Raw genomic sequence first — 21,573 nt, 5'->3', positions numbered from 1 at the left:
CCCATGAACACACAACCCCTGCGCGTCGGTATCGGCGGCCCCGTTGGCTCCGGCAAGACCGCCCTGACCCTGGCGCTGTGCCTGGCCCTGCGAGATCGCTACAACCTGGCGGTGGTCACCAACGACATCTATACCCGCGAAGACGCTGACTTTCTGGTGCGCAACCAGGCCCTGGCGCCCGAGCGGATCATCGGCGTGGAAACCGGCGGCTGCCCGCACACAGCGATTCGCGAAGATGCCTCGATCAACCTCGAAGCCGTGGATCAATTGAACCGGCGCTTTCCGGGCCTGGATCTGATCCTCGTGGAGTCCGGCGGCGACAACCTCTCGGCCACCTTCAGCCCCGAGCTGTCGGACCTGACCATTTACGTGATCGATGTGTCAGCTGGCGACAAGCTGCCACGCAAGGGCGGGCCGGGGATCTGCAAGTCGGACCTGCTGGTGATCAACAAGATCGACCTGGCGCCACTGGTCGGCGCCTCGCTGGAACTGATGAACAGCGACACCCAGCGCATGCGCGGTGGCAAGCCGTTTGTCTTCAGCAACCAGAAAACCGGGGTCGGCCTGGAAGAAATCGTCGCTTTTATCGAACGCCAGGGCCTGCTGACCGCAGCCTGAGCCCTCTACCAAGGAGCTGTTGTATGACCTTCAACAAACTATTGGCCACCTGCGCATTGCTGCTAGTCCCGGCCCTGGCCTTTGCCCATCCGGGTCACGGCGACAATGGCCTGGTAGCCGGCATCGGCCACCCCCTCGGCGGGCTGGACCACTTGCTGGCGATGCTGGCCGTGGGCCTGTGGGCTGCGCAGCAACAAGGCGCGGCGCGCTGGGCGCTGCCGTGTACCTTTGTCGGCACTATGTTGCTCGGTGGCGTGCTGGGTTTTGAAGGGTTGGCATTGCCAGCCCTGGAAAGCGGGATTGCCGCGTCGGTGCTGGCCCTGGGGCTGGCGGTGGCCTTGGCGATTCGTCCACCGGTGGCAGTGGCCGTGGCCGCAACAGCCGTGTTTGCCCTGTTCCATGGTGTGGCCCATGGCCTGGAGCTGCCGGACATGACCAGCCCCTGGGCGTATGCAGCCGGATTCGTGGGGGCGACGGCGGTGTTGCACGCGGCCGGTTACGCGCTGGTGCGGTTCCTGCCGGCTGCGGCGGCGCCGCTGGTGCGGGTGGTGGGAGCGGCTTCGGCGGCGACTGGGGTTTGGTTGCTGGCGGGCTGAGTGATGCAGCGCTGTTGAGGGCCTCTTCGCGAGCAAGCCCGCTCTCACATTTGACCGGGTTCCATCATTGGAATGCGTCAAATGTGGGAGCGGGCTTGCTCGCGAAAGCGGTAGCAAAACCACCGCTGCCCCCAAGCCTGCTAACATGCGCGGCAAACACCCCTGCCGTGACGACGCCAGCCGATGCCCATCGCTCCAAGCTCTGCCAACAAGCCTCAATTGAACGCCGTGCTCACGCACTTCAACGACCTGATCGTGCCGCTCTGGCAGGGCCCAGGCTGGAATGCCGAGTTGGCGCTGCCCTATGAGGCGCTGGACGCCGACCACCGCCCTTTGCCCCCGCAACGCTACCGCGCCATGGCCTGTGCCCGGCAGTTGTACGTGTTTGCCAGCCTGATCGGTACGCCTGGCAAGGATTTTGCCGAAGAACGCGCCGCGGCGCTGTTTCGCTCGCTGCAACGGCACTTCCACGACGCCGAGCACGGCGGCTGGTTCTACAGCATCGACCCCCACGGCAAGCCGCTGGACAAGCGCAAAGACCTCTACACCCACGCTTTCATCATTTTTGCGTGCGCCCATTACTGGGCCAAGGTCCGCGAGCCGTTGGTGGAGTCGGTGCTCAATGCCGCCCTGGAAGTGGTCGCCGAACGCTTTGCCACAGGCGACGGCCTGTATGAAGCGGTGTTGGAACGTAACTGGTCGTCCCTCAAATCCGGCCCGCTGCAGAACCCGCTGATGCATCTGGCCGAAGGTTTCCTCGCCACCCTCGCGGTGCGTGAAGACGCAGCGGTGCAACAGGCCCTGCTGGCATTGGCGACGGCCATGCAGCAGCGTTTCATCGAACGCCAGCATGGCGTGATGATGGAAAAGCCCCTGGGCGCTGTGGATAACTGGTTCGAGCCAGGGCACCAGTTCGAATGGTTCTTCCTGCTGGAGTCCTCACCCGTACTGCGCGGCACTGCGCTGCATGCCTCGCTGAGCCGGGCATTTGCCTATGCCGAGCAGATGGGTGTGGATAACGTGAGCGGCGCCGTCAGTGGCATGTTGGCGCTGGACGGTACCGTGCGTGATGGCACCCAACGCATCTGGGCCCAGGCCGAGTACCTGCGGGCACTGACTTTGCGTGCGGGCAGCGCAGCGGTGCTGGAGCGCCAATTGCTGGCGTTGCAGCAGCATTTCTTGCATGCCCGGGGCTGGAATGAGTGCCTGGATGCCAAGGGCGAGGTGAGCCGGCGGGATATGCCGTCGACTACGCCCTACCATTTGGCGACGTGTTATCAGGGCCTGATCGAATTTTTCGGCTGATCTTTGCGGCCCCTTCGCAGGCAAGCCAGCTCCCACACTTGACCGAGTTCCATCTTTGGAATGCGGTCGAATGTGGGAGCTGGCTTGCCTGCGATAGCCTCACCGCGGTCTAACTGACTATCAGGCAATCCACTTGCGATCGCCGGTAAAGCTGATGGTCAACCAGCGCGCCTTGTCCGCCGCACCCAGCCCTGTGGATATCTCTTCACGCAGCCCATCGAGCGTCGCGACCTTATCCACCGGGTAGTCAGCCGGCAACACCACATGAATCTCGATAAACCGCGCCCGCCCGTGTTTCTGCACGTAGGACACGTAGTCCTCGAAACCATGCCGGGCCTGGGCCGCGTCCATCACTTCGCGCACCTTGTCGTCCAACTGGTCCGGGGCTATGCCCAGCACATCGCGCAAGGCCGGGCGCAGGATTTTCAAGGCCGGCGCCAGCATGCTCAGGGCCAGCAGGATCAGGATCATGGGGTCGACATACACCGCCCACTCGCCATAGCCCTGGGACTTGAGCAGCAACGCGGCCAGGAAGCTCACCAGCAGGCCCACGGAGAGCATCGCGTCCACCAGCCAACTGATGTTGTCGAACTGGATCAGCGACGACTGCAACGTGCGGTTGCGGTGGCGCACATAGAAGAAATAGGCGAACTCGACCACCGTAAACACTGCCGCGTAGATGATCACCAACCCCAGCTCGATCTCACGCCCGCCATTGATAATGCCGAACACACCGTTGAGAAACGCATAGATGGCGATCAACAGCAGGAAACTGCCCTCGATCAGCAACACCATAGGTTCCAGGTGCCAGTAGCCGAACTGGAAGCGGTCGTTGCTTTTCTTGGCGATCAGCTTGGCCGTGATCAGCATCAGCACCTTGATAAAGGTCGCAATCAGCGAGAAAAAGCCGTCGAATAAAATGGATTGGGCGCCAGATATCACACCCGTGACAATCCCCGCGATCGCTACGGCGAACATCAGGATGGTCGATTGTTTGAGCAGTGCCTGCTCACCTCGGTTACTCACATATCCTCCTGTCAAAACCTTTAAACCGCTGGGTGCGGTGGGGTTTTCAGGAGTGAAGTGTACCTTATGCCGCATTTTGGCCGATTTGCCGCCATCGCGAACAACCCGCCCCCACATTTGACGGTGTCCACAAATCCAAGTGTGGGAGCGGCGGTGCGACTTGCTCGCGAAACAGGCGACGCGGTCTTAATCCTTACTTGGCCCCACGCTCAATCGCAAACCCAGCCCAGGTCTGGCTCACCGGCATCAACTCCAGACGGTTGATGTTCACGTGGGCCGGCGTGTTCATCACCCAGAAGATGGTGTCGGCAATGTCCTGCGGCTGGATCGGCTCGGCACCGGCGTAAGTGGCGTCGTAACGCGCCTGGTCACCGCCGAAGCGCACCAGGGAGAACTCGCTTTCGCACAGGCCCGGTTCGATGTTGGTCACACGCACACCGGTGCCTTGCAGATCGCAGCGCAGGTTCAGGGAAAACTGTTTGACGAACGCCTTGGAGCCGCCATACACATGGCTGCCCGGGTACGGGTAGTTGCCGGCGATGGAGCCCAGGTTGATGATCCCGGCGCCACGGCCATGGGCGATCAGGCGCGGCAGCAGCAGGCTGGTGGTGGTCAGCAGGCCCTTGATATTGGTATCGACCATGGTTTCCCAATCGTCGAGGCTGCATTTGGGCGCCGGGTCGGTGCCCACCGCCAGGCCGGCGTTGTTGATCAGCCCGCGCAGCGTGCTGAACGACGATGGCAGGTTGGCAATCGCCTCTTCCATTCCCTTGCGGTCACGCACGTCCACCACCAGCCCATGCACCTCGGTCTGCTTGGAAAGCTCTTCGACCAGGGCATTCAAGCGTTCGGCACGACGACCGGTGAGCACCAGTTTCCAGCCTGCCTCGGCAAAGCGACGAGCACAGGCTTCGCCGAAACCTGAAGTTGCGCCAGTAATAAACAGCGTGTCGGACATGGTGTTCTCCTTGCGGGCATCGAGAAAAAATCAGCCAGCAGAATGCCCTTACCCCGCCGTCCCGGCAACCGCTATGCGCACAACCCGGCACACGCCTGATCAATTTTTGACCACTTCGAGCAGCGCTATATAAACCGTGGCTTGCAGCCATATGCGCGCAGGTTATCCACAGCTGCGCCCACAGTCTTTGGGGGCAAGTTCAAAACCCTCCAGGCCGCTGTACACAAGGCTTTCAGCGCGATTCAAAAAGTTTTTTGCTTGACCTTGGAACGGCCATATGTAGGCCTGTGCAAAGGGACGTGTCGAGGGACATGGCTCCAGGCCAGTAAAACCGGCCTCTGCGCACGTCTTTCCAGAGTTTAACCACAGACTTATCCACAGGCCTGTTCGTCATCTTTCGGCCATATACCTGTGTCTATGAACAGGTTGACAAACCCTGCGCAAGCCCACGAAAAAGCTGCTGATCAAAAAACAAACACCTCGCTACAGGCCACGTAAACAAAGGCTTGCAGCCAGCTACTCCCATGTTACCCACAGCCGGTTCCACAGTGGATGGGGACAAGTCATTTGTGTGACAAAACAGGGATTTGCGGCGGCTATATGTCGCGCTTTGGAGGAGAGCCAGATTTGTTTTCCACAATTTCCAGAACGGTCTATGGATATGCAAAACCTGTAGGAACCAGCTTGCCGGCGATGGCGCCCTAGGGATCGCCATCGCCGGCAAGCCGGTTCCTACAATTCAGTGCCCGCCGAGGTAGGCGTTGCGCACTTCCTCGTTCACCAACAACTCCTTGCCGCTGCCTGTCAGGCGGATTTCGCCGTTGACCATCACGTACGCCCGGTCAGACAGGCGCAACGCGTGGTTGGCGTTCTGCTCCACCAGGAAGATCGTCATCCCGGTGGCGGCCAGTTCGCGCAGCGTGGCAAAGATCTGCTTCACCACGATCGGCGCCAGCCCCAGGCTCGGCTCATCGAGCAGCAGCAGCTTGGGCCGGCTCATCAGCGCCCGGGCGATGGCGAGCATTTGCTGCTCGCCACCGGACATGGTCATGGCCCGCTGGTTACGCCGCTCCTTGAGCCGCGGAAACAGCTCGAACATGCGCTGCATATCCTCACTGGCGTGCTTGTCGCCAATGGGGATGGTGCCCATCAGCAGGTTTTCCTCGACGGTCATGTCGGGGAACACCCGCCGCCCTTCCGGTGACTGGGCAATACCGTTGGAAGCGATGTAGTGGGATGACTTGTGGGTGATGTCCACGCCCTGGTACAGGATCTGCCCGGACTCGGCGCGCGGCTGGCCAAAGATCGACATCAGCAGCGTGGATTTGCCCGCGCCGTTGGAACCGATCAGGCTCACCGTCTCGCCTTCGTCGATGTGCAGCGAGACTTTCTTGAGAGCCTGGATCGGACCGTAGAACACGTCCAGGTCCTTCATTTCGAGGATAGGCGTACTCATACCAGCTCCTCTTCATCGGCGCCCAGGTAGGCCGCGATCACTTTCGGGTCGTTGCGGATCGCTTCCGGCCCGCCCTCGGCGATGACGTTGCCGTGGTCCAGCACCACGATGTGGTCGGAAATACTCATCACCATGCCCATGTCGTGTTCAATCAGCACCACCGTGAGGTCATGTTCGTCGCGCAGCAGGCGAATCATCGCACTGAGGGCTTCGGTTTCCTGGGGGTTGAGGCCTGCTGCCGGTTCATCCAGGCAGATGATCTGTGGCCGGGTACACATGGCCCGGGCGATTTCCAGGCGGCGCTGCTGGCCGTAGGAGAGCTCGCCAGCCAGGCGGTTGGCACAGTCCACCAGGTCCACCACCTCCAGCCAGTAAAAGGCATGGTCCAGCGCATCGCTTTCCGCCTTGCGGTAGCCCTTGGTGTTGAGGATGCCCGCCAGCATGTTGCGGTTGACCCACATGTGCTGGGCCACCAGCAGGTTTTCCACCACCGACATTTCCTTGAACAGGCGGATGTTCTGGAACGTGCGGGCCAGGCCTGCGCGGTTCACCAGGTGAGTGCCGCCGAACATCTTGTAGTACACCCGGCTGAAAAAACCCTTGGGCGAAACGAAGTCGGCCGGCTTGAAGCGCTCGCCGAGCAACTGGATCACGTTGGTCTGCTTGCCACGGATGTTGAGTTCGATCTTGCCGCCACTGGCCGTGTAAAAGCCGGTCAGGCAGTTGAACACGGTGGTCTTGCCGGCGCCGTTGGGGCCGATCAGGGCGAAGATCGAGTTGCGCTCGACCTTGAGGCTCACATCGCTCAAGGCCTTGATGCCACCAAAGTGCATCATCAGGTGTTCCACGTTGAGGACCACTTCCTTGCTCATGGCGCTACCCCCTTGCGTGGCGTCACTCCGGTGCGGCTGATCCGGATCAGGCCGCGTGGCCGCCAGATCATCATCACCACCATCAATACGCCAAACAGCAACACCCGGTACTCGGAGAAACTGCGCAACAGTTCAGGCGCCACCGTCAGCACGAATGCGGCAATGACCACGCCCACCGTCGAGCCCATGCCCCCCAGCACCACAATGGCAAGGATCAGCGCCGACTCGAAGAAGGTGAAAGAAGACGGGTTGACGAAACCCTGGTAACTGGCAAAGAACACACCCGCCAGGCCGGCCGTCGAGGCACCAATAGTGAAGGCCGAGAGCTTGACCAGCACATGGTTCAGGCCCATGGAACGGCAGGCGATCTCATCTTCGCGCAAGGCTTCCCAGGCGCGGCCCACCGGCATGCGGGTCAGGCGATGCTTGATGTACAGCACCAGCAACACCACCAAGAACAGCACGATGTAGATGAACAGGAACTTCACGTTGGGGTTGTAGGCGATGCCGAAGAACTCATGGAACGGCACCCCGCCTTCCTTGGCACGCCGGCCGAACTCCAGGCCGAGGAACGTCGGCGATGGCACCGGCATACCGTTCGGCCCGCCGGTAAACGACAGCCAGTTGTTGAGCACCAGACGGATGATTTCACCAAAACCCAGGGTCACGATGGCCAGGTAGTCACCGTGCATTCGCAACACCGGGAACCCTAGGATGCATCCCGCCAATGCCGCAGCGATGGCTGCCAGCGGCAGTACCGTCCAGAACCCCAAGCCTAGGTATTGATAACCCAGGGCCAGGCCATAGGCGCCGATGGCGTAGAACGCCACGTAACCCAGGTCGAGCAGCCCGGCCAGGCCGACCACGATGTTCAGGCCCAGGCCCAACAACACATAGATCAGCCCCAGGATCACCACGGTCAACAGGTACTTGTTGGCGAAGAACGGAAAGACAATGGCGATCACGATCAACGCCGGGATGATCCAGCGCAGCCGCGACTTGTAGTCCGGCGCCAGCACATGCACGCCCGAACCCGAGCTTTCAAAACCCTGGAGAATCTTCAGGCCCTTGGGCGTTTGCAGGAACAGGCTCATGGCCAGGCGCCCGGCCATGACAATGGCCACCAGCAAGCCGACGCGAGCTGGCTCCAGGTTGAAGCTGTAGCCGTCCAGGACCACGCCGACGATGGGCCCGAACACGATCAGGGAAATCAGCCCGGCAAGGACCGCATCGACCACACTTTTCTTGATATCGATAGATTTGGCAGCAGACATGTTTACACCTTCGCCACGAGCGGGCGACCAAGCAGGCCCTGGGGACGGAAAATCAGAATCACCACCAGCAGTGAGAAACTGAACACGTCTTTGTAGTCAGAGTTGATCAACCCCGAGAACAGCGACTCGGAAATCCCCAGGATGATCCCGCCCAGCATCGCCCCAGGCAGTGAGCCGATGCCGCCGAGTACCGCTGCGGTAAATGCCTTGATGCCGATGATAAAGCCGGCATAGAAGTCGAACGTGCCGTAGTTCAGGGTGATCAGCACACCGGCCAGGGCCGCCATCGCGGCACCGATGACAAACACGTAGGAGATCACGCGGTCGGTGTTGATCCCCAGGATCGAGGCCATCTTGCGGTCTTGCTGGGTCGCACGGCACATGCGGCCGAGCTTGGTGTACTTGATGATGTAGGTCAGCAGCGCCATACCGGCAAAGGCCGCGACCAGGATAAAGACCTTGGTGTAGGTCAACTGTACGAACCCGGTGCCGATATCGACGCGCCAGGCGCCGGCCAGCAGGGTGGGAATCCCTTGTTGCTTGGCGCCCTGGGCGATCTGCGCGTAGTTCTGCAGGATCAACGAGATCCCGATGGCACTGATCAGCGGGGCCAGGCGCGTGGAGTTGCGCAATGGTTTGTAGGCGACACGCTCGATGACCCAACCGTAGACGCCGGTCACGACGACGGTGAATATCAAGGTGCCGAGAATGAGCAGCGGGAAGGATTCGAGGCCGAAATAAGCCAGCAGTGCCAGACTGATCGCCGCGAGGTAAGCGGAAATCATATAAACCTCGCCGTGGGCGAAGTTGATCATGCCAATGATGCCATAGACCATTGTGTAGCCGATGGCGATCAGGCCATAGACCGACCCGAGGGTCAGGCCGTTGACCAGTTGCTGCAGGAAAATACCATCCATAACGCAATCTCACGCGGTGAGGACCTGCACACCATCAGGTGTGCGGCCCTTCTGGAGGAAAAGACAGATTGGGTGCCGGACGCAATGGCCCGGGCAACCTCGATCCAATGCAGGAGCCGGCTTGCCAGCGATAGCGGCTTCACATTCAACACAGGTGTTGGCTGTCAGTCCGTCATCGCGGGCAAGCCCGGTTCCCACAAGGAGTCGGTGGTGGCTGGTTGATTACTTCTGCTTTTCCAACTGGTGGTACTTGCCATCCTTGTCCCATTGGTAAACCACGTAGTCGGAGACCTTCAGGTCACCCTTGGCATCCCACTCCTTGATGCCCATCACGGTTTGCACCGGGTTGGCCTTGAGCCACTTGGCCGCGTCCTCGCCCTTGTTGGACTTGGCGCCGTTGAAACCGGCCGCCAGGGCCTGGATCGAAGCGTAGGCATACAGGGTGTAGCCTTCAGGCTCGGTGCCCTGCTTGCGGAACTCTTCGACCACAGCCTTGCTGTCTGGCAGCAGGCGCGGGTCGGCGCCGAAGGTCATGTAGACGCCATCGACGTACTGCGCACCGCCGGCGGTCGCCACCAGTTCGTCGGTCACCACGCCATCGTCGGACATGAACTTGACGTCCTTGAGACCCGCTTCACGGATCTGACGCACCAGTGGACCGGCTTCCGGATGCAGGCCGCCGAAGTACACGACGTCGGCGCCCAGGGAGCGAATCTTGGTGACCAGGGCGCTGAAGTCTTTCTCGCCGCGGGTCAGGCCTTCTTCCAGCACCGGCTTGACGCCGCGCTTGGTCAACTGGGCGGCGGTGGCATCGGCCAGGCCTTTGCCGTAGGTGTCCTTGTCGTTGATGACCGCGACTTTCTTGCCCTTGAGCACGTCGACGATGTAGTCGCCGGCCACAATGCCCTGCTGGTCGTCACGCCCGCACATACGGAACATGGCGCCCAGGCCACGCTCGGTCACTTGTGGGTTGGTGGAGCCTGGGGTGATTGCGATGATGCCCGCTTCGTCGTACACCTCGGAGGCTGGAATGGTGTTCGACGAACAGAAGTGCCCGACCACGCCGATCACTTTGTCCTGGTCGGCCAGGCGGTTGGCCACGGCCACGGCCTGCTTGGGTTCGCAGGCATCGTCGCCAGCCACCAGCTTGATCTGCTCGCCGTTGATCCCGCCGGCCTTGTTGATCACATCGGCCGCCGCCTGGGCACCCTTCATGTACTGCTCACCGAAGGCGGCGTTGGCGCCCGTCATCGGCCCCGCCACGCCAATCTTCACATCAGCTTGAACAAACGTAGAAACGCCCAGCGCGGCAGCTACCGCGAGGGCCAGGAAACCTTTCTTGTAAAACGTCTGGGACATGAGTGGTGCTCCGAGTTTTTTATTGAATGGGCACTGCAATTTCACTTCAAACTTTCACTTGAAACCTTCACTGGAAAGCTGAGAGCAAGCGGCGTGCCATTGCGTTTTTTTATTTCAGAAAGACACGGTGTCATTGTTATTACAGGTGTTTCGGTGCCTTTTTGGCGGGACGTGCAACCCTCTGGCTTCAAGAGGTGCAACCAGAGAGAGAAAAAAGGTAAAACCCGCTCGATGAGTTGATGTCAGCCAGCCATCAAGCGCCCCTCCAAGCATCTGTAACCCTGTGCGTAACGGAAGTGCACATTTACAGTGCGTCACTGCTACGACTCGCACCAATACAGATTAGTAGCCGGCTAAGAAAATGCCGGCTTCTGAGCGCTATTTCGCTGATCAGATGACAATACGCAGGCATTGACCGGCGTGATACAGCGAAAATCCGGCCTCGTACAGACAACTGCGCAGGCCCACCCCGGCCAGCGGCTGCATCGGTGCAAACGGAATCGGCAAGGCCTGGGGATCCTGGTGACACACGTACTCGGCAAATGCCTTGCCCACCACGCTGCCGGTGGTCACGCCACGCCCGTTGTAGCCGGTGACGGCCACCAGCCCGGGCGCGGGCTCGAAAAGACGCATCAAGTGGTCCGGGGTGAAGGCGATGCAACCGGTCCAGGTGTATTCCCAGTCCACCGCCTTGAGGAAGGGGAAATAGTGCTGCTGTACGCGGTCGGCCCATGCCTTGAGGAACCACACAGGCTTCTGGTTGCCATTGCCCAGGCTGCCCAGCAGCAAACGGCCATCGGCATCGCGGCGGATACTGCTCAACACCTGGCGGGTATCCCAGGAGCCCTGGCCGCCGGGCAGGATGTGTTGCGCGGCCTGATCGCTCAACGGAGCCGACGCCACCTGGTAGTAATAACCGGGGAAAAAACTGCGCCGCAGGTCAGTCCATTCACCTTCGGTGTAGGCGTTGGAAGCGATCACCACGTGCTCAGCCTGGACCGCCCCCTGGGCAGTTTGCACAGACCAGCGGGAGCCCTGGCGCTCCAGTTGGCTCACCGGGGAATGGTCGAACAACTGCCCACCCAGGCCCACTGCGGCATTGGCCAGGCCGCTGGTGTAGGCCATCGGGTTCAAGGTGCCGGCACGCCGGTCAAGCAAGGCGGCGGCGATCTTTTGGGTGCCGGTGGCCTGCTCGCACGCGGCACCGGTCAACAGCTCCACGGGCGCGCCACGGCGCTTCCATTGCTCCTCGCGGCTGCGCAGGTCGGCTTCGCCACGGGCGTTGTGCGCCATGTGCAATGTGCCCTCGCGGCGCAGCTGGCAATCGATGTTGTACTTGTCGATCAAGTTGAACACCAGGGACGGCGCCGCGCCGAGCATACGGTTGAGCTGGCTGCCCACCGCCGTGCCGAAGCCGGCCTCGATCTCATCCGGGGGGATCCACATCCCGGCGTTGACCAAGCCAACGTTGCGCCCCGAACCGCCGTGGCCGGTGCGGTGGGCCTCCAGCACGCAGACACTTTTACCTTGCTCCAGCAAATGGATGGCCGCCGACAAACCGGTGATGCCGGCGCCAATCACACACACATCCACCTTGACCTCGCCCGTGAGCGCGGCGCGATCCGGCCGCCCTGGGGTCAGTTGTTCCCACAAACACGCTTCGCGTAATGCCATTGCCAGACTCCGGGCCAAGACCTAACAAACAACGCTTTGGAACTGCCAACACATCCCCCTGTAGGAGCCGGCTTGCCGGCGATGACGATGGTGAATCCAACACCGCTATCGCAGGCAAGCCAGCTCCCACATTGGCCGCACCTGACTCAGTCGAAGGTGATGCCCTGGGCCAACGGCAGTTCCAGCGAATAGTTCACCGTGTTGGTCTGGCGGCGCATGTACCCGCGCCAGGCATCCGAGCCCGACTCACGCCCGCCACCGGTTTCTTTCTCACCGCCAAACGCCCCGCCGATCTCCGCACCACTGGGCCCGATGTTGACATTGGCAATCCCGCAATCACTGCCCACCGCCGACATGAACTGCTCGGCCTCGCGCACATCAGTGGTGAAGATGCACGACGACAAACCCTGCGGCACTGCGTTGTTCAGGCGCAGCGCTTCGCTGAAGTCGTTGTAGCCGACCACATACAGAATCGGCGCAAAGGTTTCGCTGCACACCACATCGCTTTGCTCGGGCATTTCGACGATGGCCGGCGACACGTAGTAAGCGTTGGGGAACTGCTCCTGCAACTGACGCTTGCCGCCAAACACCTTGCCGCCTTCGCTCAGGGCCTGCTCCAGGGCGTCCTGCATGTTTTCGAAGCTGTGCTTGTCGATCAGCGGGCCGACCAGGTTGCCTTGCAGCGGGTGGCCGATGCGCACCTTGGAATAGGCGGCCTTGAGGCGTGTGACGATTTCTTCCTTGACCGACTCATGGGCGATCAGCCGGCGCAGGCTGGTACAGCGCTGGCCAGCGGTACCCACCGCACTGAACAGGATGGCGCGCACGGCCATGTCCAGGTCGGCACTGGGGCCGAGGATCATCGCGTTGTTGCCGCCCAGCTCCAGAATGCTGCGGGCAAACCGCGCGGCGACCTTGGGCGCCACTTCGCGCCCCATGCGCGTACTGCCAGTGGCGCTGATCAGCGCCACACGCGGGTCATCCACCAGGGCGGCGCCGGCGTCACGCCCGCCAATGACCACCTGGCTGAGGTACGGCGGCGCATCGCTGAAGCGCTTCGCGACCCGCTCGAACAGGGCCTGGCAGGCCAGGGCGGTGAGCGGGGTCTTTTCCGAGGGTTTCCAGATCACCGCATTGCCGCACACCAGCGCCAGCGCGGTGTTCCACGCCCACACCGCCACCGGGAAGTTGAAGGCGCTGATCACGCCCACCACACCCAGTGGGTGCCAGGTTTCCCGCATATGGTGGCCAGGGCGCTCGGAGGCAATGGTCAGGCCGTACAACTGGCGCGACAGGCCCACGGCGAAGTCACAGATGTCGATCATTTCCTGCACTTCACCCAGGCCTTCCTGGGTGATCTTGCCGGCTTCCCAGGAAACCAGCTCGCCCAGGTCGGCCTTGTACTCACGCAGCAGGTCGCCAAACTGGCGCACCAGCTCGCCGCGCCGGGGCGCCGGTACGTTGCGCCAGGCATCGAATGCATGCTCGGCGCGACTGACCTGCTGCTCGACCTCGGCGGCGCCTTCCCAGTGCACACTGGCAATGCGGCTACCGTCGATGGGTGAATGCACGGGCTGTTTCCCCGCCTGGTACAACGCCGGGTCTACACCGAGACGATCAAGCAATGCAGCAACCATGGGTCACTCCTTCAATCCACCAACAAAAAATTGCGCCGCGGCCCGCACGACGATCCAGGCCTTATTTGTAGCCGGCCCAGGACTTGCCAACAAACGACGTTTAGGCGAGATATCATTCCGTTTATTCATGCAAAACAAAAAAAGAGGCGTGCCGTGCTCAATAAAAGACATTTGCCTTCGATCACCGCCCTGCAGTGCTTCGAGGCCGTGACCCGCCATCTGAGCTTCACCCGCGCCGCCGCAGAGCTGAACCTCACCCAGAGCGCCGTCAGCAAACAGGTCGCGCAATTGGAGGAGTTGCTGCAGCACCTGCTGTTTCGCCGGGTACGTCGCCGTTTGCAGATGACTCCGGCGGGCGATCTGTACCTGGTGCAAGTGCGCAAGATCCTCAGCCAGGTGGAGATGTCGACCCATTACCTGCGCTCCTACGGCGGCGAGACCGAGGTACTGCGGGTATCCACGCCCTACACCTTCGGTGCGCGCTGGTTGGTGCCACGGCTCAAGGGCTGGCGCCTGCGCCACCCGCAGATCCACCTGGACCTGTGCAACGAGCAGTCCCCGGACGAGTTGCTGCAAGGCAAGGCCGACCTGGCTTTCTACTTCGGTGCCGGCTCCAGGCCGGGCACCGAAAGCCTCAAGCTGTTCAGCGAAGAACTGGTGCCAGTGTGCGCACCCGAGAGCCTGCCGGCCCAGCCCTTGCGCGACCCCACACAACTGAGCGAACTGGTGCTGCTGCAAAATGCCTCGCGCCCCCAGGGCTGGCACGACTGGTTCGCCAGCCTCGGTTACCAGACCGAGCACAGCTATCACGGGCCGCGATTTGACACGTTCTATATGTGCATCCGCGCCGCGCAGGTGGGTTGCGGGGTGGCGCTTTTGCCGCGCTTTCTGGTGGAGGAGGAACTGGCCGACGGCAAGTTGGTGATCCCCTGGCAACATGGGATGCCCAGCCAGGATGCGTATTACCTGGCCTACCCGGAGCATGCGGCGGAGGTGCCCAAGGTGCGGGATTTTGTGAAGTGGATGATGGAGCAGGTTGTCTAGCACCAGGGATACCGCCATCGCTGGCAAGCCAGCGATGGCGCCAGTGCGCCTTAACAAAAAAACCTCTGGCAAAACAACACAGGTCTATGCGCCACTAGCGCCATTCTTGTTTGGAGATTCCCGTTATGAGCGAGAGCGTGTTTGCCGATCGCATCGTGCAGAACCTGCTCGACACCGACTTCTACAAGCTGACCATGATGCAGGCGGTGCTGCACAACTACCCCAACGTGGAAGTTGAATGGGAGTTCCGTTGCCGTAACAGCGAGGACCTGCGCCCCTACCTGGCAGAAATCCGCTACCAGATCGAGCGCCTGGCCGAGTTGAGCCTGAGCCCCGACCAGTTGGGCTTCCTGGAACGTATCAGCTTTATGAAGCCGGATTTCCTGCGCTTCCTCGGCTTGTTCCGTTTCAACCTGCGCTATGTGCAGACCGGGATCGAGAACGGCGAATTGTTTATCCGCCTGCGCGGCCCCTGGCTGCATGTGATCCTGTTTGAAGTGCCGCTGCTGGCCATCGTCAGTGAAGTGCGCAACCGCTATCGCTACCAGACCATCATCCTGGAACAGGCCCGTGAGCAGTTGTATCGCAAGTTCGACTGGCTGAGCGCCAATGCCGGCAGCGATGAGCTGGCCGAGTTGCAGGTGGCGGACTTCGGCACCCGTCGGCGCTTCTCCTACCGCGTGCAGGAGGAAGTGGTGAATGTGCTCAAGCACGACTTCCCCGGCCGTTTCGTCGGCACCAGCAACGTGCATCTGGCCCGCGAGCTGGACATGAAGCCTCTGGGCACCATGGCCCATGAATGGATCATGGCCCACCAGCAACTGGGCCCGCGGCTGATCGACAGCCAGATCGCCGCCCTCGATTGCTGGGTTCGCGAGTACCGTGGCCTGCTGGGCATCGCCCTGACCGATTGCATCACCACCGATGCCTTCCTCAGCGATTTCGATCTGTACTTCGCCAAACTGTTCGACGGCCTGCGCCATGACTCCGGCGACCCGGTGCAGTGGGCCGAAAAAGCCATTGCCCATTACCACAAGCTGGGCATTGAGCCGATGAGCAAGACCCTGGTGTTCTCCGACAGCCTGACGCTGCCCAAGGCCCTGGAGATTTTCCGGGCGCTGCGCGGTCGGATCAATGTCAGTTTTGGCATCGGCACCAACCTGACCTGTGACATTCCAGGTGTAGAACCCATGAGCATCGTGCTTAAAATGACCGCCTGCAATGGCCAGCCCGTGGCGAAGATCTCTGATGAAGCGGGCAAGACCCACTGCACGGATCCGAACTTCGTCGCCTATTTGCGCCACGTTTTCAAAGTACCTGCCATCTCTAGCGAGGAGTGAATCATGCAAGCCGTACAGCGTGAGATTGCCCAACAGCTCAAGGTCCAACCGCCGTTCCAGGACCACGCCGCCCTTGAGGCGGAAGTCGCCCGGCGAATTACCTTTATCCAGGACTGCCTGCTCAATTCGGGGCTCAAGACCCTGGTGCTGGGCATCAGCGGCGGTGTCGACTCCCTGACCGCAGGCCTTTTGGCCCAACGGGCGATGAAAGAACTGCGCGCCATCAAGGGCGATGAGGCTTACCGTTTCATTGCCGTGCGCCTGCCTTACGAGACCCAGTTCGACGAACACGACGCCCAGGCCAGCGTGGACTTTATCAACCCCGACGAGCGCCACACGGTCAATATCGGCCCGGCGGTCAAGGCCCTGGCCAATGAAGTGGCGGCCTTCGAAGGCAAGGCTGCGGTGTCCCGTGACTTTGTGCTGGGCAATACCAAGGCGCGGATGCGCATGGTGGCGCAATACACCATCGCCGGCGCGGCAAGTGGCCTGGTGCTCGGGACGGACCATGCGGCAGAAGCCGTGATGGGTTTTTTCACCAAGTTCGGTGATGGCGCCTGCGATCTGGCACCGCTGAGCGGGCTGGTGAAAAACCAGGTGCGGGCAATTGCACGGCACTTTGGTGCGCCGGAGTCGCTGGTGGAGAAGATCCCCACGGCCGACCTGGAAGACCTGTCACCGGGCAAGCCGGATGAAGCGTCCCATGGCGTGACCTATACCGAGATCGATGCGTTCCTGCACGGCGAGCCGGTGCGCGAGGAAGCGTTCAGGATTATCTGCGATACCTATCGCAAGACGGAGCACAAACGGGTGATGCCGTTTGCGCCTTGAGATGTAAAGAGTTCTGGACCGCCATCGCCGGCAAGCCGGCTCCTGCATTTGGAATGCGTTCCCCTGTAGGAGCTGGCTTGCCGGCGATGAACGATAACGCGGTTCGAGCCTTACTTCAGGGTCACAGTGCCTTTCATCATCGAGATGTGGCCTGGGAACGAGCAGAAGAACATGTAGTCGGTGCCAGCAGTCAGCTTGGACACATCGAAAGTCACCGAATCAGTCTCGCCAGCACCAATAATTTTGGTATGGGCGATGATGCGCGTGTCGTCTTTTTTCAGATAGTTGTTGTCGATGCCGGCGGCCATGCCATCGGTTGCAACCGGCTGCATGTCGGCAGCAGTGGTCAGCACCCAGTTATGGCCCATGACGTTCTTTGGCAGCTTGCCGGAGTGTTTCAGTTCAACGGTGAACGTCTTGCAGCTCTTGTCGATTTCAATGGCCTTGGTGTCGAAGGACATCTGGTCAGTGGAGTCGACGGTGACCTTGCACTCTGCAGCAAGCAACTGGCCGCTGGCCAGAGTCAGCAGGGAAACAGCAACGATTTTGGCAAACATGTGAATCTCCAAGGCAGGGTTTAAAAAACGCATGTGCGACAAGGGTGCCTGAGGCAGGCAGATGTTCCAATGATCTGAATCAACAAATTGTATACAACTTTAGGCTATCAGACTGATCGACAGAATCAACCAGCCAAAGTGCCGCACGCGGCCTATGATCGGCTCGTCTTTACTTTCCTGGAGTCCGAGCCATGCACCTCAACAGCCTGTTGCGCAGCTTGCTCGCCGCTTACGCCTGTGGCGCCAGCGGTACTTACGAAACGGTTAATGTCGACTAACGTTTAACCTGGAGAGGCGATTCTGAAACCCGATTAACCCTTGGGGCACGTTTAAAGGCAGAATACCCGCCGCTCAACCTCACCTTCGACCCCAGAGGATCGCCCATGGCAAAACCCAACTACTCCTTCGCCAAACGTCAGAGAGACTTGGCCAAGGAACAGAAGAAAGAGGAAAAGCTGCAACGCAAGAAAGCCGCAGCCGACGAAGAAGCAGGCGCACTGAACCCGGATGCCGAAGGTGAAGTGGCGGCTGATGACACCGAGACTGCGAAAGACGCCTGAGCATAGACACAGGTTCGTGTAGGAGCCGGCTTGCCAGCGATGGCGGCGCATCAGCCGATGATGCGCCAACAGGCAACTCGCTATCGCCGGCAAGCGGGCTTCTACAGCGCCTACATCAGCGGCATGACCGTTACCCGCACTTCCGGGTCATGGCTCCCGCCCCCCAGGATCACCCCACGCAACGGCGACACATCGGAAAAATCCCGGCCCCAGGCCAGGGTGATGTGCTCCAGTGCCGGCTGCACGTTGTTCGTCGGATCAAAATCCACCCAACCCGACAGCGGGCAAAATACCGACACCCATGCGTGCGACGCGTCGGCGCCGATCAGCCGTGGCTGGCCGGGCGGCGGCTGGGTCAGCAGGTAACCACTGACGTAACGCGCCGCCAGGCCCCGTGAGCGCAGGCAGGCGAGCATCAGGTGGGCAAAGTCCTGGCATACCCCCCGTCGGCGCTCCAGCACCTCCACCAGTGGCGTGGCGACCTGGGTGGCTTCGGCATCGAAGGTGAACTCGCTGAAAATCTTCTCCATCAATGCCTGCACGCCCAACAACAGAGGACGGCCGGCCGCAAAGCAGCTCTCGGAGAAGTCGACGAAGTTTTTCTTCAAATGCACGTAGGGCGATTCGAAACGATAGCGGCACGCCTCGATGGCCTCCAACGACAACGGCAGGCCACTATAGGTGAGGCTGTTGCGGGTCTGGTCCCAGGGCGGTGACTGACTGAAGTCCAGCACAGGCCGGGCCAGCACTTCCACGGTCAAGCCGGCGTTGACCAGCAACTCATCGTGGGGCCGCTCGAATGCCAGCCGGGTGATCGGGTTGCCGAATACATCCAGCTCATCGCGACGTGCCGTCGGCTCGGGGCTGATCTGCAATTGCCGCGAGGTGCAGCGCTGCCAGGCACACGGGCGCGGCCACAAGTGCGCCAGCTGCTGGGCCAGGGACACCGGACTGTCGTAGTGGTAATGGGTATCGTGGAAAATCTGGTAACGCGCGCTCATCACACCGACACCGTTTGCTGGCTGACATCATCCACATGGGCAAAATGGCGCAGGGCCAGGCGATCGGAGACTTGCCCGCTTTCATCGGCCACCGCCTGCAACAGGTCCGCCAGGCCATCGAGGGCCGCGCGCACGCTGGCGTCGCCAAACAACGGATTCTCCAGGCAACCCAGGTCAAAACGCGCCAGGCGCTCCACCAGCGGTGCCAGCCCGGTCTCCCGGGGTACGCCGAAGTCATCGTTGAGCCGGCGCAAGGTACGGCTCACCAGCTTGAGCTGGAACACCACGGCGTGAGGGTTCTGCTCATCCAGCAGCAACAGGTCCAGCACCGGAATCAACTGCGGCACCGCCAGGTAGCGCGACCGATAGGTGATGCTGCTGTTGCCCAGCTCCAGCAGCCACTCCAGCCCGGCCTGGTCGAACACCGCGACCCCGCGCAGGAAGGCCGCCAGGCTGCTGCTGAGAAACTGCAGGCGCTCGATGCGCCGGCCCATCATCAAGAAGCGCCAGCCTTCGTCGCGGGTCATGTCGTCGAGGGCAAAGCCGGACAGGGCCGCCAGGGACATCACCAGGCGGTTGAGAAAGTCCAGCAACTCGCCGAAATCCGGCGCCTCGCTTTCCAGCTCCATGGCCTCACGCTGCAACTCCACCAGGGCTTGCCAATTCTCCCGGGAAAGCTTGCCGCGCACTTGGGATGCCGCCCACTGCAAACGTTGCAGGTTGGCACGCAGGCTCGACGGCCAGTCCTCACCGAGCAGGGCTTGCAGCAGGCGCTCGGGCAACTCGCCCTCCTCCGGCAGCAGGCGCAGGCTTTCCCCAAGCTCCACGGCAGCCTGCAAGGCCAGGGGGTCGTCGCCGTCGACATAACGGGCGAGCACGATGCGCAGCCAGCGCGCACTGTCATCACAGCGCTCGCAGTAACGGCCGAACCAGAACAGGTTTTCTACCACCCGCGAAGGCAGGTATGGATCGCGACGCACCAGGTCATGGGTGCCGATCACCCTTTGCGCGCGCCATTGCTCGCCACCGGGGGCTCGCTCGCCCAGCACCCAGGTGTCCTTGCTCGCCCCGCCGCGCTGCATCGACACCACTTCAGCGTCGGCCTGCGCAGCCACACGGGTCAGGCCACCGGGCAGCACCCGGTAGCCATCGTCGCCAGCCACCGCGTACACACGCATGCCGATGGCGCGATGTTGCAGATGGTCATCCACCGTATGCCACACCGGCGCCTGGGACAGTTGCGCCAACTCCTGGGCCACGTAGGCATATGGGCGCGCCTGCATGCGCTCGGCCAGGGCCTGGCGCTGTGCGTCGTCCAGGTCGCGGCCAAACACCGGGGCAAAACTTTGCGACGGGAAGGCCGGTTTGATCAACAATTCCGGCAGTTTCTCCAGGGCGTCGGCCAGCACCGGCGCTTCGCCGCACCACCAGGTGGCGATGGACGGCAGGATCAGCTCTTCGCCAAACAGAAACTGATTGATCCGCGGCAAAAAACCCAGCAATCCGGGGGACTCCAGCACGCCGGCACCCAGGGCGTTGGCCACCAGCACATTGCCCTGACGCACTGCGTCCAGCAGGCCGGGCACGCCCAGGGCCGAGTCAGTGCGCAGCTCCAGGGGGTCGCAAAAATCATCGTCCAGCCGCCGCATGATCGCGTGTACACGACGCAGGCCGCTGAGGGTCTTGAGGTACACGGTGCTGTCGCGCACGGTCAGGTCGCCGCCTTCTACCAATGGGTAGCCGAGCTGGCGGGCAAGGTACAGGTGTTCGAAATAGCTTTCATTGAACCGTCCCGGCGTCAGCAGCACGATCAGCGGCGGCTGGTCATCGCCGGGTGCCTGACGGGCCAGGGTTTCCTGCAGGGTGCGGAAGAAACCGGTGAGGTGCTGTACCTGCAGGTCACGATACAAATCCGGGAAGGCACGGGAGACGATGGTACGGTTTTCCAGGGCATAACCGGCCCCGGACGGCGCCTGGGTGCGGTCCGCCGTGACCCACCAGCGGCCATCCGGGGTGCGCGCCAGGTCCACCGCGTACAGGTGCAGGAACACCCCATCGGGCGGCTGGATGCCCTGGCACGGCCAGAGGAAGTTGTTATGGCCAAACACCAGCTCTGCCGGCAGCAAGCCTTCGGCAATCAGGCGTTGCGGGCCATACAGGTCGGCCAGCACGGCATTGAGCAACCGTGCACGCTGGGCGATACCCGCCGACAAATGCGCCCACTCATCCGCCGCCAATACGTGGGGCAGCAAGTCCAGCTCCCAGGGACGGTCGGCACCCTTGGGGTCGGCGTAAACGTTGTAGGTCACGCCGTTTTCCTGCATCTGCCGGGTCAGCAACGCCTGGCGCTGGGCCAGTTGCGCCGGTGTGCTGCGTTGCAGATGGTCGAGCAGGCGCTGCCAATGAGCGCGCACGGCGCCGCTGTCATCCAGCAGTTCGTGATAAGTACCCGCAGTCAGCGGGTAACGGTCGAGCAAGTCGGACATGGAACGCTCGGCAGGGGCAAGGGAAGTCAGATTAACTCACAAACACTGCAAATCTACTGTAG

General features: G+C 61.6%; 19 protein-coding genes. 7 read left to right on the top strand and 12 right to left on the bottom strand.

Features of this window, described 5'->3' with window-relative positions; translation table 11 throughout:
* Positions 1 to 3: 3 nt before the first annotated feature.
* The 3 genes from ureG to HZ99_RS20395 all read left to right on the top strand — a co-directional run bounded on the left by ureG (position 4) and on the right by HZ99_RS20395 (position 2,519).
* Entirely contained in the window at positions 4 to 618 is a 615-nt protein-coding gene (ureG, locus tag HZ99_RS20405) for an urease accessory protein UreG (RefSeq protein WP_003217431.1), read from the top strand.
* Between the two features lie 23 nt (positions 619 to 641).
* Entirely contained in the window at positions 642 to 1,214 is a 573-nt protein-coding gene (locus HZ99_RS20400) for a HupE/UreJ family protein (protein WP_038445614.1), read from the top strand.
* A 183-nt stretch (positions 1,215 to 1,397) separates the two neighbouring features.
* On the top strand, positions 1,398 to 2,519 hold the full coding sequence (locus HZ99_RS20395; RefSeq protein WP_038445613.1) for an AGE family epimerase/isomerase: 1,122 nt from the start codon (positions 1,398 to 1,400) through the stop codon (positions 2,517 to 2,519).
* Between the two features lie 120 nt (positions 2,520 to 2,639).
* On the opposite strand, the gene HZ99_RS20390 is transcribed toward HZ99_RS20395, so the two are convergent.
* From HZ99_RS20390 to HZ99_RS20350, 9 genes are all read right to left on the bottom strand, one after another.
* The gene (locus tag HZ99_RS20390) at positions 2,640 to 3,545 is read right to left on the bottom strand and encodes a cation diffusion facilitator family transporter (RefSeq protein ID WP_038445612.1); all 906 of its coding nucleotides are present in this window, start codon (positions 3,543 to 3,545) and stop codon (positions 2,640 to 2,642) included.
* A 193-nt stretch (positions 3,546 to 3,738) separates the two neighbouring features.
* Positions 3,739 to 4,503, bottom strand: a complete 765-nt coding sequence (locus HZ99_RS20385; protein WP_038445611.1) for an SDR family oxidoreductase — start codon at positions 4,501 to 4,503, stop codon at positions 3,739 to 3,741.
* Positions 4,504 to 5,242: 739 nt separating this feature from the next.
* The gene (locus HZ99_RS20380; RefSeq protein WP_032862008.1) at positions 5,243 to 5,959 is read right to left on the bottom strand and encodes an ABC transporter ATP-binding protein; all 717 of its coding nucleotides are present in this window, start codon (positions 5,957 to 5,959) and stop codon (positions 5,243 to 5,245) included.
* Positions 5,956 to 6,831, bottom strand: coding sequence for an ABC transporter ATP-binding protein (locus HZ99_RS20375; protein WP_038445610.1), 876 nt, complete (start codon positions 6,829 to 6,831; stop codon positions 5,956 to 5,958). Before HZ99_RS20375 ends, HZ99_RS20380 begins: the two co-directional genes overlap by 4 nt.
* Entirely contained in the window at positions 6,828 to 8,105 is a 1,278-nt protein-coding gene (gene livM / locus HZ99_RS20370) for a high-affinity branched-chain amino acid ABC transporter permease LivM (protein WP_038445609.1), read from the bottom strand. The genes HZ99_RS20375 and livM overlap by 4 nt, the downstream gene beginning before the upstream one ends.
* A gap of 2 nt (positions 8,106 to 8,107) precedes the next feature.
* Complete coding sequence (locus tag HZ99_RS20365) at positions 8,108 to 9,022, bottom strand: ABC transporter permease subunit (RefSeq protein ID WP_029300506.1); 915 nt, start codon at positions 9,020 to 9,022, stop codon at positions 8,108 to 8,110.
* Positions 9,023 to 9,244: 222 nt separating this feature from the next.
* Positions 9,245 to 10,381 (bottom strand): branched-chain amino acid ABC transporter substrate-binding protein, encoded by a 1,137-nt coding sequence (locus HZ99_RS20360; RefSeq protein ID WP_038445608.1) that lies wholly within the window; start codon positions 10,379 to 10,381, stop codon positions 9,245 to 9,247.
* A 390-nt stretch (positions 10,382 to 10,771) separates the two neighbouring features.
* Positions 10,772 to 12,055 carry an NAD(P)/FAD-dependent oxidoreductase gene (locus HZ99_RS20355; protein WP_038445607.1) on the bottom strand — a complete coding sequence of 428 codons (1,284 nt, stop codon included), beginning with the start codon at positions 12,053 to 12,055 and terminating at the stop codon, positions 10,772 to 10,774.
* A 146-nt stretch (positions 12,056 to 12,201) separates the two neighbouring features.
* The gene (locus HZ99_RS20350; RefSeq protein ID WP_038445606.1) at positions 12,202 to 13,692 is read right to left on the bottom strand and encodes an aldehyde dehydrogenase family protein; all 1,491 of its coding nucleotides are present in this window, start codon (positions 13,690 to 13,692) and stop codon (positions 12,202 to 12,204) included.
* A gap of 153 nt (positions 13,693 to 13,845) precedes the next feature.
* Here HZ99_RS20350 and HZ99_RS20345 point away from each other — a divergent pair, with 153 nt between their 5' ends.
* The 3 genes from HZ99_RS20345 to nadE all read left to right on the top strand — a co-directional run bounded on the left by HZ99_RS20345 (position 13,846) and on the right by nadE (position 16,907).
* Entirely contained in the window at positions 13,846 to 14,736 is an 891-nt protein-coding gene (locus HZ99_RS20345) for a LysR family transcriptional regulator (RefSeq protein ID WP_038445605.1), read from the top strand.
* 125 nt (positions 14,737 to 14,861) lie between these two features.
* Positions 14,862 to 16,076 (top strand): nicotinate phosphoribosyltransferase, encoded by a 1,215-nt coding sequence (gene pncB, locus HZ99_RS20340; protein ID WP_038445604.1) that lies wholly within the window; start codon positions 14,862 to 14,864, stop codon positions 16,074 to 16,076.
* A 3-nt stretch (positions 16,077 to 16,079) separates the two neighbouring features.
* A complete protein-coding gene (gene nadE, locus HZ99_RS20335) occupies positions 16,080 to 16,907 on the top strand; it encodes an ammonia-dependent NAD(+) synthetase (RefSeq protein ID WP_038445603.1) in 828 nt (275 codons plus the stop codon).
* Positions 16,908 to 17,017: 110 nt separating this feature from the next.
* On the opposite strand, the gene azu is transcribed toward nadE, so the two are convergent.
* On the bottom strand, positions 17,018 to 17,464 hold the full coding sequence (azu, locus tag HZ99_RS20330) for an azurin (protein ID WP_038445602.1): 447 nt from the start codon (positions 17,462 to 17,464) through the stop codon (positions 17,018 to 17,020).
* Between the two features lie 383 nt (positions 17,465 to 17,847).
* Between azu and HZ99_RS29025 the strand changes: the two genes are divergently transcribed.
* Positions 17,848 to 18,024: a hypothetical protein gene (locus HZ99_RS29025; protein WP_181883196.1), complete on the top strand. Its 177-nt coding sequence runs from the start codon at positions 17,848 to 17,850 to the stop codon at positions 18,022 to 18,024.
* A 110-nt stretch (positions 18,025 to 18,134) separates the two neighbouring features.
* Here the strand turns inward: HZ99_RS29025 and HZ99_RS20325 are convergent, their stop codons facing one another.
* Both HZ99_RS20325 and HZ99_RS20320 read right to left on the bottom strand, forming a co-directional pair.
* Positions 18,135 to 19,025 carry a transglutaminase family protein gene (locus tag HZ99_RS20325; protein WP_038445601.1) on the bottom strand — a complete coding sequence of 297 codons (891 nt, stop codon included), beginning with the start codon at positions 19,023 to 19,025 and terminating at the stop codon, positions 18,135 to 18,137.
* A complete protein-coding gene (locus tag HZ99_RS20320) occupies positions 19,025 to 21,511 on the bottom strand; it encodes a circularly permuted type 2 ATP-grasp protein (RefSeq protein ID WP_038445600.1) in 2,487 nt (828 codons plus the stop codon). The genes HZ99_RS20325 and HZ99_RS20320 overlap by 1 nt, the downstream gene beginning before the upstream one ends.
* Positions 21,512 to 21,573 lie beyond the last annotated feature (62 nt).

Origin of the sequence: Pseudomonas fluorescens, assembly GCF_000730425.1 — a bacterium.
GTDB classification, from domain to species: domain Bacteria; phylum Pseudomonadota; class Gammaproteobacteria; order Pseudomonadales; family Pseudomonadaceae; genus Aquipseudomonas; species Aquipseudomonas fluorescens_X.
Note: the sequence above shows the minus strand (reverse complement) of the source record. Positions and strands in the feature narration are given on the sequence as shown.